The 14,164-nt window shown below is 69.7% G+C and carries 10 protein-coding genes; 5 read left to right on the top strand and 5 right to left on the bottom strand.

From position 1 onward, the window contains the following. Positions 1–46: 46 nt before the first annotated feature. The 3 genes from WH85_RS02935 to WH85_RS02925 form a co-directional block, all read right to left on the bottom strand. On the bottom strand, positions 47–2,476 hold the full coding sequence (locus tag WH85_RS02935; protein WP_045740077.1) for a bifunctional polysaccharide deacetylase/glycosyltransferase family 2 protein: 2,430 nt from the start codon (positions 2,474–2,476) through the stop codon (positions 47–49). Continuing rightward, on the bottom strand, positions 2,473–3,048 hold the full coding sequence (locus tag WH85_RS02930; protein WP_157410708.1) for a hypothetical protein: 576 nt from the start codon (positions 3,046–3,048) through the stop codon (positions 2,473–2,475). Before WH85_RS02930 ends, WH85_RS02935 begins: the two co-directional genes overlap by 4 nt. Before the next feature lie 521 nt (positions 3,049–3,569). Then, entirely contained in the window at positions 3,570–5,153 is a 1,584-nt protein-coding gene (locus WH85_RS02925) for a dolichyl-phosphate-mannose--protein mannosyltransferase (protein WP_045740075.1), read from the bottom strand. 75 nt (positions 5,154–5,228) lie between these two features. Between WH85_RS02925 and rsmI the strand changes: the two genes are divergently transcribed. Then, on the top strand, positions 5,229–6,086 hold the full coding sequence (gene rsmI, locus WH85_RS02920; protein WP_045740074.1) for a 16S rRNA (cytidine(1402)-2'-O)-methyltransferase: 858 nt from the start codon (positions 5,229–5,231) through the stop codon (positions 6,084–6,086). Here the strand turns inward: rsmI and WH85_RS02915 are convergent. Continuing rightward, positions 6,083–7,057: a hypothetical protein gene (locus tag WH85_RS02915; protein WP_157410707.1), complete on the bottom strand. Its 975-nt coding sequence runs from the start codon at positions 7,055–7,057 to the stop codon at positions 6,083–6,085. The two genes, rsmI and WH85_RS02915, sit on opposite strands and share 4 nt — an antisense overlap. A 132-nt stretch (positions 7,058–7,189) precedes the next feature. On the opposite strand from WH85_RS02915, the gene metG reads away from it, so the two are divergent. The 3 genes from metG to WH85_RS02890 all read left to right on the top strand — a co-directional run bounded on the left by metG (position 7,190) and on the right by WH85_RS02890 (position 11,987). Further along, entirely contained in the window at positions 7,190–8,992 is a 1,803-nt protein-coding gene (metG, locus tag WH85_RS02910; RefSeq protein ID WP_045740073.1) for a methionine--tRNA ligase, read from the top strand. Between the two features lie 244 nt (positions 8,993–9,236). Beyond that, complete coding sequence (locus WH85_RS02900) at positions 9,237–10,475, top strand: PKD domain-containing protein (RefSeq protein WP_157410706.1); 1,239 nt, start codon at positions 9,237–9,239, stop codon at positions 10,473–10,475. Between the two features lie 240 nt (positions 10,476–10,715). Beyond that, positions 10,716–11,987: a hypothetical protein gene (locus WH85_RS02890; protein WP_157410705.1), complete on the top strand. Its 1,272-nt coding sequence runs from the start codon at positions 10,716–10,718 to the stop codon at positions 11,985–11,987. Positions 11,988–12,052: 65 nt separating this feature from the next. Here WH85_RS02890 and WH85_RS02885 read toward each other — a convergent pair whose 3' ends face one another. Continuing rightward, positions 12,053–13,099, bottom strand: a complete 1,047-nt coding sequence (locus tag WH85_RS02885; RefSeq protein ID WP_045740068.1) for a hypothetical protein — start codon at positions 13,097–13,099, stop codon at positions 12,053–12,055. A gap of 70 nt (positions 13,100–13,169) precedes the next feature. On the opposite strand from WH85_RS02885, the gene WH85_RS02880 reads away from it, so the two are divergent. After that, positions 13,170–14,078, top strand: coding sequence for a TatD family hydrolase (locus tag WH85_RS02880; protein WP_425394609.1), 909 nt, complete (start codon positions 13,170–13,172; stop codon positions 14,076–14,078). Positions 14,079–14,164 lie beyond the last annotated feature (86 nt).

The raw sequence follows: 14,164 nt of genomic DNA, 5'->3' as shown, positions 1-14,164 counted from the left end.
GCCGCTCCCGCCCGGCTGCAGTGCGACCGGGAGCGGCAGACCCTCGTCACCCGGCGCGGACCGGGCCGGAACCGTTCGCCGGGGGCGAGCCGGCGGACGGCAGGTCATCGGGGCGGTGCTCGCTCCATCCGCCCTGTACCGGCACCGCCGGCGGGGCCACGGCACGACCCATCGGGGTACGCGGCAGCGGCATCTCCGGCTGCACCGGCGGCCAGGTGTCCACCACGGGCGCGACGCTGCCGCCGGGCAGGGGTGCCTCGGGGGTCGGGGTCCGTGGGGTCAGGCCGGCCCGGTTGAGTTTGTGCCAGCGCAGCCGGCCGCCGGTCAGGGCGGTCGTCGCCGACTGCATCAGCACCAGGTACATCAGCTGCCGGTAGGCGAACTGCTGCAGGGGCAGGCGTAGCAGCGGCTTCATCGACTCGCGGTCGAAACGGAACGCGACGGCGGCGGTGAACATCTGCAGGGCCAGCATCGCCAGCCAGGCCGTGGCGGTCTCGGACAGTTCCCAGAAGACCAGGCCGTAGACCAGCATGATGTCGACGACCGGCGCGAGCATCGGCAGGGCCACCCCGAACAGGGCCAGGAACGGCAGGCCCACCCGCCCGAACCGGCCGGACGGCCCGGAGTCGAGCAGTGCCCGGCGGTGCTTCCACATCGCCTGCATGGTCCCGTAGCTCCACCGGTACCGCTGGCGGTACAGCTGTTCCAGGGTCGCCGGGGCCTCGGTCCACGCCTTGGCGTTCTCCTCGTAGACCACCCGCCAGCCGGCCCGGCACATCGCCATGGTGACGTCGGTGTCCTCGGCCAGGGTCTCGTCGCTGACCCCGCCGACCTGGGCCAGCGCCTCCCGGCGGAACGCGCCGATCGCCCCCGGCACGGTGGGCATGCAGTTGAGGATCTCGTACAGCCGGCGGTCCAGGTTGAAGCCGATCACGTATTCGATGTGCTGCCAGGTGGCGACCATGCTGTCCCGGTTGCCGACCTTCACGTTGCCGGCGACCGCGCCGACCGACGGGTCGGCGAACGGCTGGACCAGCCGCCGGATCGAGTCCTCCTCGAAGACGGTGTCGCCGTCGACCATCACGATCAGGTCGTGCCGGGCCAGGGCGACGCCGGTGTTCAGCGCGTTCGGTTTGCCGCCGTTGGGGACGCGGACCACCCGGACGTTCGGCAGGCGCATCCGTTCCACCAGGTCGGCGGTGCCGTCGGTGGATCCGTCGTCGACCACCACCACCTCGATCTCGGGGTAGTCGCCGCCGGCCAGCGAGCGGACGGCCGCCTCGATGCCCTCCTTCTCGTTGTACGCCGGAACGATCACCGACACCGGTTCGCTGACCGGTGGCCCCCACTTCCAGCCGGGCTTTCGTCGTTTCCGGGCGTGCCCGGTCGCCAGTACCAGCAACAGGGCGGTCCGTCCGACGGTCAGCGCGCCGACGATCACGAAGAGGGCGGCGATCAGCAGGACCAGGCCGTCCGCCAGGCCGACCGTCCAGATCACCGCCAGGCCGCGCCACACGTCGCTCGAGGGTGCCGCCGCGTTGAGGGGCAGCGGGGAGATCGCCTCGGTGCTCTCGGTGCGCCCGGCCGCGGCGGCTGCCGCCTGGTCGATGCCCAGGTTGAGGCCTTCGGTGACGGTGGTGAACCGGTAGCCGCGGGCCTTCATCTCCGGGATGAAGCGGGCCAGCGCGGCCAGAGTCTGCGACCGGTCGCCGCCGGCGTCGTGGAACAGGATGATCGCGGAACCGCCGTCGGCCGGGGTGGCGTCCTTGACGATCTTGTCGACGCCGGGGCGCTGCCAGTCGTTGCTGTCCAGGTCGTTGACCACGACCAGGTAGCCCTGGTCGCCGGCCTCCTTGACGATCTTCCAGTTCACCTCGTCGATCGCGGCGTTCTTGGAGGAGTAGGGGAACCGGGCCAGGTTGGTGCGTACGCCGGTGGCACGGGCGATCGCCACCTGGGTCTGGGACAGCTCGAGTTCCCGCCGCCACGGGGCGAGCCGCTGCATGTTCGGATGGGTGAAGGTGTGCAGGCCCAGCTCGTTGCCGCCGTCCACGATCTTCTTGGTGATCTCCGGGTGCCGGGCGACCTGCGAGCCGACCACGAAGAAGGTGCCGTGTGCGTCGTTGTCGCTCAGCACCTTGAGGACCCGCTCGGTCCACACCGGGTCCGGCCCGTCGTCGAAGGTGAGCGCGATCGTGCGTTCCGGCATCCGGCTGGTGCTCTCCTGCCCGCCGGTGGTGTTGATGATCGGCCCGCCGCCGAGGATCGTCTTCGGGACGCCGGCCTGGTCGCCCACCTCGGTCTCCACGTGGTCGTTGGTGAACTCGGCGTTGATGTACGCCTGCACGACCAGCACGGCCACGAAGAAGCCGACGACGAGGGTTCCGAGCATCACCCGGGGGGCCGGGAGGATGCGGCGGCGGCTGCGGCCGCGGGCCCGGCGGCGGCGAGGGGTGCCCGGGTCTACAGCGGTCATGCCGTATCCCCCGTCGGCGGGATCGAGCTCTCCAGCACATCGGCGTTCTCCGCCGCCGAGCCGCCGAGCGGGGGCAGGCCGATGGCCTTCTCGGCCGGTGCGGGGGAGACCTCGCCGGTCGTGGGAGCGGGCGAACCGGTGGCGGACGGCTGGGGCGTCGACTCCGTCCGGGTGCTGGTGCTCTCCGGGATCTTGGTGATCGTCGGCTTGGGGGTGGCCTTCGACGGCTTGGCGCTCGGGCTGGGCGACGGCGAGGTGCTCCGCCGCGGGGTGTCGTCTCGCCGTTGGATCGATTCGGCGACGTACTTGCGGGTCGTCGGCGCGCTCGGCGGTACCGGCTCGGCGGACGGGGTGGGCTTGGCGGCCGGCGGGGTGGCCTCGGCCTTCTCCTCGTCGTCCTCGAGTCCGGGCAGCGGCAGCACGGCGCTGGACCGCACCGGGCCGCCGGCCAGGCTGACGCTGAGCAGGCCGCCGTAGGCGACGACGAGGACACCGAAGGCCAACGCGAGGCGCCTCAGCAACCGGCTGCGTCGCCCGGTGGTGTCCACGAACACCGGGGCGGGCGCCGACACGGTGATCACTTCCGTGTCAGGAGCGTGTAGGTCGGCGTTTTGCGAAGTTTTGGGTTCCTGCGAAGTCACGCGGCAACCATAAGAACATTTATCGGCGATCTTGGTACGCATCACCCACATGGGTGATGGCTGACCGATCCCCCGAAATGGGACGAAATGGGGAGTGCCGACGTTTGGCCCGGTGGCCTCGGATGTGTGCCGCAACCCCCAGGATTTCGCTGAGCTGGGGCGTCAGGTGCGGCACAAAGACGTTACGCGGGAATCTCCAGCGATTTGCTGTCGCCATTCCGACCGTGGAGGCGAGACTCGCTCATGAGGGCATAAGTAACATTAGAGAGATAAGAGAATAATGTCCGAATCTCTTCCATGGTGGCAGCAACACGGGAATCTCGTGATGGCACCCGTTGTGCGCACCATCGGACCTCGTTAAGCTCCTTCTTGCACGCCCCAATCGCCCGCTTCCCCCGTGGCAGGCGATCGGGGCGTTGCCTATTGTCAGGAGCTGTCGCGAGCGGCCCGGATCAGATCCAGCGGCTGCCGAGCCACATCCGCACCGACCAATCGTCGTACGGCATGAGCGTGCCCACAAAAACCGGGTAGAAGTAGGCGAAACAGAGCGCGACCAGGACGACATAGGTCACCGCCACCACCGTGCCGATCAGCTGCCGATCGGTCCGCGCCGCCCCGGCCGCCATGCCACTCGGTGGAGTCATGATCGCGCCGAGGACATAGACGACGGCCAGGATCAGGAACGGCAGCGCGGGCAGGGCGTAGAACGCGAACATCGTCCGCCCGTCCTTGATCGCGAAGTAGAACCACGGCAGCAGGCCGGCCACCGCGCCGGTGAGGATGGCGTACGCCCGCCAGTCCCGCCGGGCGACACCGAACCACACCAGGGCGGCCAGCGCGGGCAGGAACGACCACCACAGGATGGGCGTGCCCAGCAGCAGGATCTCCGCCGCGCAGTTGGAGGCTCCACAGTTGCCGCTGCCGCTCCAGTAGAACGCCACCGGCCGCCCGAGCAGCAGCCACTGCCACGGCCACGACTGGTAGGTGTGCTTCTCGGTCAGGCCGCTGTGGAAGTTGTACGCCTCGGAGTGGTAGTGGATCAGGTTGAGCAGGGCGCCGATCACCGGCGGCTCACTCAGGTCGTTGTCCGCCCGGTAGTGCCGGAAGTAGCCGGTGTCGGTGACGAACCAGCCGGTCCACGAGGCCAGGTAGAACAGCACCGTCAGCACGAAGCTCAGCAGCAGCCAGCCCAGGTCGCCCACGATGCCGGCCAGGAACGGTCCACGGACGCCCGCGGACCGCCGCGCCTGCACCCGCCAGGCGATCACCAGGGCGGCGAAGAACGGCGCGAAGAACAGCGCACTCCACTTGACCCCGCAGGCCAGGCCGAACATCACGCCGGACACCAGCAGCCACCACGGCACGATGCGCGGCACGGTGGGGGTGGTCTCCGGGTCGTACCCGTCCGCGAGCGCCCGCTGCCAGGCCCGCCGGTAGTGGTCGCGGTCGAGGACCATGGCGGCGAAGGCCAGCAGGATGAACAGGCCGAGGAAGATGTCCAGCAGCGAGGTGCGGGACAGCACCATCTGGAAGCCGTCCAGGGCCATCAGCAGCCCGGCCGTGGCGGCGAGCACGATCGACCGGAACATCCGGTAGGCGACGCGGATCAGCACCAGCACCATCACCGTGCCGGCGACCGCGGTGGAGAACCGCCAGCCCAGCTCGTTGTTGCCGAAGATCTGCTCGCCGATCGCGATCAGCCACTTGCCGAGCGGCGGATGCACCACATAGGCCGGGCCGTTCGTCTTCTCGTCCCACTCCACACCGTGCTGCAGCATGTCCCAGGCGTCGGTGGGGTAGTACACCTCGTCGAAGATGTGCCCCTTGACGTCACCGACCCCGGCGAACCGCAGGATCCCGGCGACCACCACGATGACCGCCGTGACCAGCCAGGAATAGGGATCGAAACGCCGGTCCAGCGTCGACAGCCGACGCCGGACGAACTCGGGCACGGCACGCACGCCCGTGGACGACTCCGCCACGGCGGAGGAGTCCGGGGTGGTGATGTCACTCTGCGCTGTCGCCGCCGTTGTCACCCCGCGATCGTAGGCCGCGCGGCTGGAAGACGATGCCCGCCGTCGCCGCGTCCAGCGATGTGATGCACTTTTCCGGTGCCAGATGAACAGAACACCGGTGGCCGGGTCGTCCTCGCCGGAGCCCCGCTGGGCAATGTCGGTGATGCCTCCGCCAGGCTACGGGACGTCCTGACCTCGGCGGACGTGATCGCCGCCGAGGACACCAGGCGCCTCGCCCGGCTGGCCCGGGACCTCGGCGTGACCGTACGCGGGCGGGTGGTCTCGTATTTCGAGGGCAACGACGAACGGCGGACCCCGGAGCTCGTCGAGGCGCTCGCGTCCGGCGCGGTGGTCGCGGTCGTCACCGACGGAGGCATGCCCAGCGTCTCCGATCCCGGTTACCGTCTGGTGCGTGCCGCGCTCGACGCCGGCTACCCGGTGACCGCGGCGCCCGGGCCCAGCGCGGTGACCACCGCCCTGGCACTCTCCGGCCTGCCCAGCGACCGGTTCGTCTTCGAGGGCTTCCTGCCGCGGTCCGGATCGAACCGCCGGACCCGGCTGCGCGAGCTCGCGGCCGAGCCGCGCACGCTCGTCTTCTTCGAGGCGCCGCACCGGATCGCCGGCACCATGACCGACCTGGCGGCGATCTTCGGCGCGGACCGGCCGGCCGCGGTCTGCCGGGAACTGACCAAGACCTACGAGGAGATCCGCCGCGGCGGCGCCGCCGAACTGGCCGAGTGGGCCGGGACCGGCGAGGTGCGCGGCGAGATCACCCTGGTGGTGGCGGGCGCGCCGGCCGGCCCGGCGGTCCGGCCGGACGACGGCGAACTGCGCGAGGAGGTGGCCCGGCGGGAGGCGGCGGGCGCCTCACGACGGGACGCGATCCAGGCCGTCGCCGACGACTACGGCCTGCGCAAACGCGAGGTCTACACGATCGTGCACACCCCGGTCTAGTAGGCGGCGACCAGGAAACCGGCGAGCAGCAGCAGAGGACCGGCGAAACAGGCCACCACGACCCGCCGCCGGGTGCTCGGCGAGTCCAGCCGCCGGGTCCCGGTCGCCTCGGCGATGCCGTACCCGCAGATCAGCACCAGCACGAACCCGAGCGCCCAGCGCAGGTGCATGGTGGGGCCGGCCGGCGCGGCGTAGGCCTGCGTGCTGCCCGCGCTGACCATCCGGGCCGGCGAGACGGAGCCCGGTGCCCGGCTCTGCGCGTCGACGCCGAGCAGGGTCACGCTGGGGACCGCGAGCCGGCCGTCGGCGGTGGAGAACCGGCCGGTGCAGTGCTGGGTGATGCCGTCACCGCGGCAGGCGAGGGTGGTGGCGTACCCGCGGTCGCCGTGTCCGACGGCGAGCCAGAACGGTTCCGCGCTGACCCAGCCGAAGAACGCCGCGACCAGGCTGAGAGTGATCAGGGCGAGCAGCGAGGCGACCGGGTTGTGCGCCGGTGGGCGGCGCCGGCGTCCGGGGGCCGGGTCCGGGGTCCGCGCCTCGATGACGGCGCGTTCCTCCTCGCTGAGCCAGAACGGCGAGTGTTCCATCCGTTCCAGCCGGGCGGTCACCTCCGGCGATCCGTTCACCTCGGGCAGGGGCGTCACTCCGGGGACGCCGGGTGGGCGGTGCGCGGTGAGGGCCACGGTGGGTCGCTCACGCTCCTTCCGGGGTACGCCGTGAGCACCCGTACCGTCGGTTTCGAAGATCAACATCTCGCCCGTGGTGGCCAGGCGCTCGTCGTCCGGTGGTGCGGTCCGGGTCACGGGTTCGGCCGGCGGGGCCGCCTGCGCCGGTGGCACCGGCGATGTCGGTGGCGGCGCGGGCTCCCGGTCGGTCTCCACCCGCCACCAGGTGGTGTCCGGTTCGGGGCTGGCCCACGGGTCACCCTGACTGCTGGGCGTTTCCCCTGGCTGTGGAGCTTCTCCGGTCACTCGTTCATCTAACGACGCGGGGCACCGGTGATCACGTCACTAATCGGGCGTGTCGGGACAAATCGGCGCGGCGATGCCGGGGGTGGTTATCCGTTCGCGGTGTCGCCGGGGCGGTCATTACGCTTAGGAACCATGAGTCACGTTCTCGCCGCGGTCGCCTGGCCCTACGCCAACGGCCCGCGCCACATCGGTCATGTTTCCGGCTTCGGAGTGCCATCCGACGTTTTCAGCCGGTACATGCGGATGGCCGGCCATGACGTGCTCATGGTGTCCGGCACCGACGAGCACGGCACCCCGATCCAGGTGCAGGCGGACGCCGACGGCGTGACCCCGCGCGAGCTCGCCGACCGCTACAACCGGGTGATCGTCGAGGATCTGCACGGGCTCGGCCTGTCGTACGACCTGTTCACCCGGACCACTACCCGCAACCACTACGCGGTGGTGCAGGAGCTGTTCGAGGGGCTGCACACCAACGGCTACATCGTCGCCCGCACCACGCTCGGCGCGATCTCGCCGTCCACCGGCCGCACCCTGCCGGACCGCTACATCGAGGGCACCTGCCCGATCTGCGGCTACGACGGCGCCCGCGGCGACCAGTGCGACAACTGCGGCAACCAGCTCGACCCGGAGCAGCTGGTCAACCCGCGCTCCCGGATCAACGGCGAGACGCCGAAGTTCGTCGAGACCGAGCACTTCTTCCTCGACCTGCCGGCCTTCGCCGAGGCCATCGGCGGCTGGCTCGACCAGCGGGAGAACTGGCGGCCCAACGTCCTCAAGTTCTCCCGCAACCTGCTCGACGACCTGCAGCCCCGGGCGATCACCCGCGACCTCGAGTGGGGTGTGCCGATCCCGCTCGACGGCTGGCGCGACCGCGCCGACAAGCGCATCTACGTCTGGTTCGACGCGGTCATCGGTTACCTGTCCGCCTCGATCGAGTGGGCCCGCCGCACCGGCGACCCGGAGGCCTGGCGGCAGTGGTGGTCGGCCGATGCGCAGGGCAAGGACGCCCGTGGCTACTACTTCATGGGCAAGGACAACATCGTCTTCCACTCGGTGATCTGGCCGGCGCTGCTGCTGGGCTACTCCGGTGAGGGCGACAAGGGCGGCCAGGCCGGCGGTTACGGCAAGCTCAACCTGCCGACCGAGGTGGTCTCCAGTGAGTACCTGACGATGGAGGGCAGGAAGTTCTCCTCGTCCCGCCGGGTGGTCATCTACGTGCGCGACTTCCTGGAGCGCTACGACGCCGACGCCCTGCGCTACTTCATCGCGGCGGCCGGGCCGGAGTCCAACGACACCGACTTCACCTGGGCCGAGTTCGTCCGGCGCAACAACGACGAGCTGGTGGCCGGCTGGGGCAACCTGGTCAACCGGTCGGTCTCGATGGCGGCGAAGAACTTCGGCGTCATCCCCACCCCGGGCGAGCTCACCGCCGAGGACCAGGCGCTGCTCGCGGTCGCCAGGGCCGGGTTCGACACGGTCGGCGAGCTGATCGGCAAACACCGGCAGAAGGCCGCGATCGGTGAGGCGATGCGGGTGGTCGCCGAGGCCAACAAATACCTGTCCGAGCAGGCCCCGTGGAAACTGAAGTCCGACGAGGACAAGCCCCGCCAGGGGACGATCCTGCACGTCGCGCTGCAGGTGGTCAGCGACGCGAACACGTTGCTCACCCCGTTCCTGCCGCACTCCGCGCAGAAGGTGTTCGCGCTGCTCGGCGGCGAGGGCGTGCACGCGCCGATGCCGCGGATCGAGGAGGTCGACGACCTCGACGGCGGCCCGTCGTACCCCGTTCTCACCGGTGACTACACGGTCGGCACCCGCTGGGAGTCGGTGCCGCTGGTGGCGGGCACGCCGCTGAGCGCGCCGACGCCGGTGTTCCGCAAGCTCGACCCGTCGGTGGTGGAGGAGGAGCTGGCCCGCCTGGGCGAGACCTCCTGATCCGACGCTCCACACCGGAGAGCCCGCCGACGCTTGAAGCGTCGGCGGGCTTTTCTGTGACGCATTCCACTTCCGGCACCTCCAAATCGGATTGAAGAGTTCGACGAACGTCGGTACCGTCTCGATTGATCACGGGGGTACGTGGGCGTTTCGTCGCTACGGATGTGGAGCGACGATTGCCCGTCCTTCGTGTGGATCAACCCCCCTCGGAGGAGTTCCTTTGAAGACAGGACTTTCGCGCTCCATGCTGACGGCAGTCGTCAGCGGTGCGCTGGTTGCGGGCGGTGCGGTCTACACGGCTCCGGCTCTGGCAGCAGGGCCGCTTTCGACGACCGTTCTGACCGTGGACGAGTCGGAGTCGCCGTCGGCGGACCCGACCGGCGCGTCGGAGTCGCCGTCGGCCGAGCCGAGTGAGTCGTCGCAGTCGCCGTTGCCCGAGCCGAGCGAGACGTCGTCGTCGCCCACCCCGGCGCCGACCACGCCCAGCGCTTCGCCGTCGTCGTCGCCGACGCCCGCGCCGGACAAGGCCAAGCCGACCGGTGGCGCGTTCAAGCTCAGCGTCACGTCGCTGTGGATCGGTCAGAAGACCGTGTTCACGCAGAAGCTGACCGACTTCGCCGACACCGTGTCGCCGGACTCGCAGATCGTGCGGAAGGTCTACTGGGGTGACGGCACGAGCAGCACGCTCGGCGCCGCCTCGACCACCTGGAACAAGGTGTACACCAAGAACGGCACCTTCAAGGTGTACGAGACGCTGACCGACAAGGCCGGCAACACCCTGACCACGCCCGCCAAGACGGTCAAGGTCGTCACCCCGCAGGGCAAGCTGTCGCTGACCAAGACGAAGGCCTACCAGGGTCAGCTCTTCGGTGTGAAGATCGGCGCGATTCCGGCCGGCACCAAGGGCATCTACATCAACTGGGGCGACGGCACCGAGGACAAGCTGTCCTCGGTCAAGAAGCAGACGGTGAACGGCTACATCCTGTACAAGAACGGCAAGTACGGGAACGCGAAGCTCACCGGCAAGAAGGACGTCAAGGTCTCGTTCGCCAACGCGAACGGCCGGTCCTCGCTGATCAAGGCTGGCTCGATCAACATCCTGAAGGACGGCGTCAAGCCGGCCGTCACGGTCAAGAAGCCGTCCAGCGCCAACCGGCTCAAGTCCTGGAAGACCCTCACCGGGACCGCCTCCGACAAGGCCTCCGGTGCCGTCTGGGTGTCGATCGACGTGCAGTTCGTGACCACCGGTGGTGCGTACTACTGCCTGAACAGCAGCACCAAGAAGTTCAAGCGGATCTATGACGACTACGACTACGAGGCGTACTGCGGTGCCGTCGTGGTTCCGGTCAAGAGCGGCAAGTGGTCGTACAAGCTGCCGTCGGGTCTGAAGAAGGGCCAGATCTGGGCCTCCGCCCGGTCCTGGGACCGCGCCGACAACGCCAGCAAGTGGAAGAGCGTCTCCGCCAAGATCACCAAGAGCTGACCTGCGGATTCTCTGCGGCTGATGCCCGTCGTCCCGACTCGGGGCGGCGGGCATCGCTGTCGATGTGGTTCATCGCACGGCCGGCGGAACCGCGGGGGATTGATCGGAGTCGCGAAGATCCGGTACCGTCACGACCACCACGGGGGGACGTGGGCGTTTCATCGATACGGTCACGTTTCGTTGTGATTGTCCGGAAAGGCGCCTGTCCTTCGTGTGGATCAAACCCTCGAAGGAGTTCCTTTGAAGACAGGACTTTCGCGCTCGCTGCTGACCGCTGTGGTCGGTGGCGCGCTGGTCGCTGGTGGTGCGGTCTACACGGCTCCGGCCCTGGCAGCAGGGCCGCTCTCGACGACCGTTCTGACCGTCGACGAGTCGGAGTCGCCGTCGGCGGACCCGACCGACGCGTCGCCGTCGCCGTCGGAGTCGTCCTCGGAGTCGCCCTCGGCCGAGCCGAGCGAGTCGTCGCAGTCGCCGTCGCCCGAGCCGAGCGTCTCCGCGCCGTCGACCACGCCCAGCGCTTCGCCGTCGTCCTCGCCGCCGCCCGCACCGGACAAGGCCAAGCCGACCGGTGGCGCGTTCAAGCTGAGCCTCGGCTCGCTGTGGATCGGCCAGAAGACGGTGTTCTCGCAGACCGCCGCGGACTACGCCGACAACGAGACGCCGGACGCGCAGATCGTGCGGAAGGTGTTCTGGGGCGACGGCACCAGCACCGTCCTCGGCGCCACCGCCACCAGCTTCACCAAGCAGTACACCAAGAACGGCACGTTCAAGGTGTACGAGACGCTGACCGACAAGGCCGGCAACACGCTGACCACTCCCGCCAAGACCGTCACGGTGGCGATCCCGGGCACGTACAAGCTGAGCAAGACCAGCGCGTACCAGGGCACCAACTTCGCGGTGAACCTGACCAGCGTCCCGGCCGGCACCACCAAGGCCACCGTCTTCTGGGGCGACGGCACCTACACCGACCGCGTCAACCCCAAGAAGGGCGCGATCAACGGCTACATCCTGTACCGCAACGGTGTGGTCAACCCGAAGAACAAGATCAGCGGCAAGTTCACGGTGCAGATCGAGTTCCGTAACAAGAACGGCCTCAGCAGCCGCCGCAGCGTCGGCACGATCAACATCCTGAAGGACGCGTCGGTCCCGAAGCTCACGGTCACCAAGCCGAGCAACCCCACCAAGGCGAGCTCGTGGCGGACGATCAAGGGCACCGTGTCCGACAAGGGCAGTGGCACGCCGTACGTCTACGCCACCGTCATCCGGGTCACCACCGGCGGCACCACCTACTGCCTGACCCCGGCGAAGAAGTGGAAGAAGTGGACCACTGACCAGCAGTACCTCGACTACTGCGGGCTCAAGGGCATCCGGCTCAAGCCGAGCAAGGGCAAGTGGACCCTGAAGGTGCCGGCCGGCATCGGCAAGGGCTACGTCATCGTCGACTCCTGGACCTGGGACTGGGCCGACAACTACGGCAGCAAGGTGCGCCAGCAGAAGATCACCAAGAGCTGATCCCCCCGGCGCGCAACGGAAAGGGCCGGCATCCGCCGGCCCTTTCCCGTATCCGGCCTCCGCTGTCAGGCGGCGTCCGGCAGCGCGTAGCCGACGTCGGCGATGTGATGGTCGGAGAGCTCGCCCACCGGCGCCCACGCCTCGTAGACCCCGCGTTCGTAGCAGCGGGCCCCGGTCGCGTTGATCGCCTCCACCTCCGGGCGCAGCAGCCGCAACCGGGCCCAGGTCTCGTCGCGCTGCAGCACCCAGGCCGGCACCCCACGCCAGCGGGCCTGCTCGGCACGACGGCTCAGACTCCGCACCGGATAGCGGGCGGCCCGGGTCAGCGCCCGCACCCGGAACTCGCCGGGCGGGTCGGCGACCGCTTCGTACTCCTGGTCGTCGATCCGGCCGACCAGCTTGGCGGTACCGGTCACCGTGCACGGCACGTACTCCCGGTCCGGGCTCACCCCGGGCAGCTCACCCAGCAGGTTCCGCCAGCGCGGGCCGGCCAGCCGCAGCCAGCCGTGCTGCTCCGGCTGGTACGTGTAGAGCACCACCTCGTCGCCGCCCGGCACGTACGCCAGCAACTGGGCGTTCGCCGACAACGGCAGATCGGCGAACCCGGCCGTCACGTACTCCGGGACCAGATCGTCGGCGCTCGGCGTGAAACCGGTGCCCAGGACCATCGCGCCGATCCGCGAATGCCCCGGCAGCGCGGCCAGCCCGGGATGCGCCGGGGCCGCGGGCACCTCGTAGTCCACCGGATCGGTGGCCCGCCAGCGCAACGCGAACGCCACCGGCGAATCGGTACCGCCGTCGGTGCGCAACAACGCGAGCTGCTGCGGTTCCCTCAGGTGGGCGATGTCGCAGGACCGGTAGCAGAAGCCGTACGGCAACCAGCCGCCGAGATGGCCGGCGACCTGGGCCGGGGAGAGCACCTTGGTCATCCGGGTGCCCCGGCGGATCACCGCGGTGGCACGGATGGCCCGCAGCATCGGATCGTCCCGGTAACCCACCGACTGGCTCATCTGCTGCACCTGATGCCAGGTGAGGTCAGGACGCAGCGGGGCCATCAGCGGAGGGTCGAGCGGGTCGGAGCCGAGTTCACTGTCCTCACCGATCACGGTCACGCGGCGCAACCTAAGCCTCCTCCGTAGATGGGAGATGAACAGAGGGTTATGTCAGAGTGCGCCGTGCACAATGTCTCACATGTCATCGAACGCCTCCGAGCAGTCACCTTCCGACCGGCGACGTGCCAAGGCGGCCCGTCGCGCGGGTGAGTTCCCGCCCGCTCCGGAGCCGCTCGCCGTCCCCGTCTTCGACAGCCACACCCACCTGGACCTCACCGTGCAGGAGGCCGGACTCCCCGGCGACGGCGACCCGGTCGAGGCGCTGATCGCCGCCGCGGCCAAGAGCGGCGTCGACCGCCTGGTCCAGGTCGGCGTCGACGTCGCCTCCTCGCAGTGGGGCGCCGACCTGGCCGAACGGCACGAATCGGTGCTGGCCGCGGTGGCCCTGCACCCCAACGACGCGCCCCGCGTCGACGACCTGGACGAGTCGCTGCGGGCGATCGAGGCGCTGGCCGCCCGCCCCCGGGTCCGCGGCGTCGGCGAGACCGGGATGGACACGTTCCGCACCGGCGACGAGGGCCGGGCCGCCCAGGAGGAGAGCTTCCGGGCCCACATCGCGATCGCCAAACGGCACGGCAAAGCGCTGATCATCCACGACCGCCAGGCGCACGCCGAGGTGCTGCGGATCCTGGACGACGAGGGCGCCCCGGAGAAAGTGGTCATGCACTGCTTCTCCGGCGACGCGGAGTTCGCGGCCGAGTGCGTACGCCGCGGGTTCTTCCTCAGTTTCGCCGGCACGGTGACCTTCGCCAGTGCCGGGAACCTGCGCGAGGCCGCCGCGATCACCCCACCCGAGCAGATGATGGTGGAGACCGACGCGCCGTACCTGACACCGACACCGTTCCGCGGCCGGCCGAACGCGTCCTACCTGATCCCGATCACCATGCGGGCGCTGGCCCAGGCTCGCGGCGTGGACCTGGACACCCTCTGCGCGACCGTCTCGGCCAACGGCGAACGGGTCTTCGGGAGCTGGCGCTGACCGGGGTCCGGACACCGGCCGCGGGGCACCGGAGAGTCGCGTCCGTCGCCCGACCGACCGCCGGTGTCCGGCGCCCCGAAGCGCCC

This window comes from Actinoplanes rectilineatus (assembly GCF_000962825.1).
GTDB classification, from domain to species: domain Bacteria; phylum Actinomycetota; class Actinomycetes; order Mycobacteriales; family Micromonosporaceae; genus Actinoplanes; species Actinoplanes rectilineatus.
This window is presented reverse-complemented; position numbering and strand designations above follow the sequence as displayed.

Coding starts and splice junctions, on each gene's coding strand:
- WH85_RS02935 (WP_045740077.1), bottom strand. CDS start 2,476: ATGACCGCTGTAGACCCGGGCACCCCTCGCCGCCGCCGGGCCCGCGGC.
- metG (WP_045740073.1), top strand. CDS start 7,190: ATGAGTCACGTTCTCGCCGCGGTCGCCTGGCCCTACGCCAACGGCCCG.
- WH85_RS02900 (WP_157410706.1), top strand. CDS start 9,237: ATGCTGACGGCAGTCGTCAGCGGTGCGCTGGTTGCGGGCGGTGCGGTC.
- WH85_RS02880 (WP_425394609.1), top strand. CDS start 13,170: ATGTCTCACATGTCATCGAACGCCTCCGAGCAGTCACCTTCCGACCGG.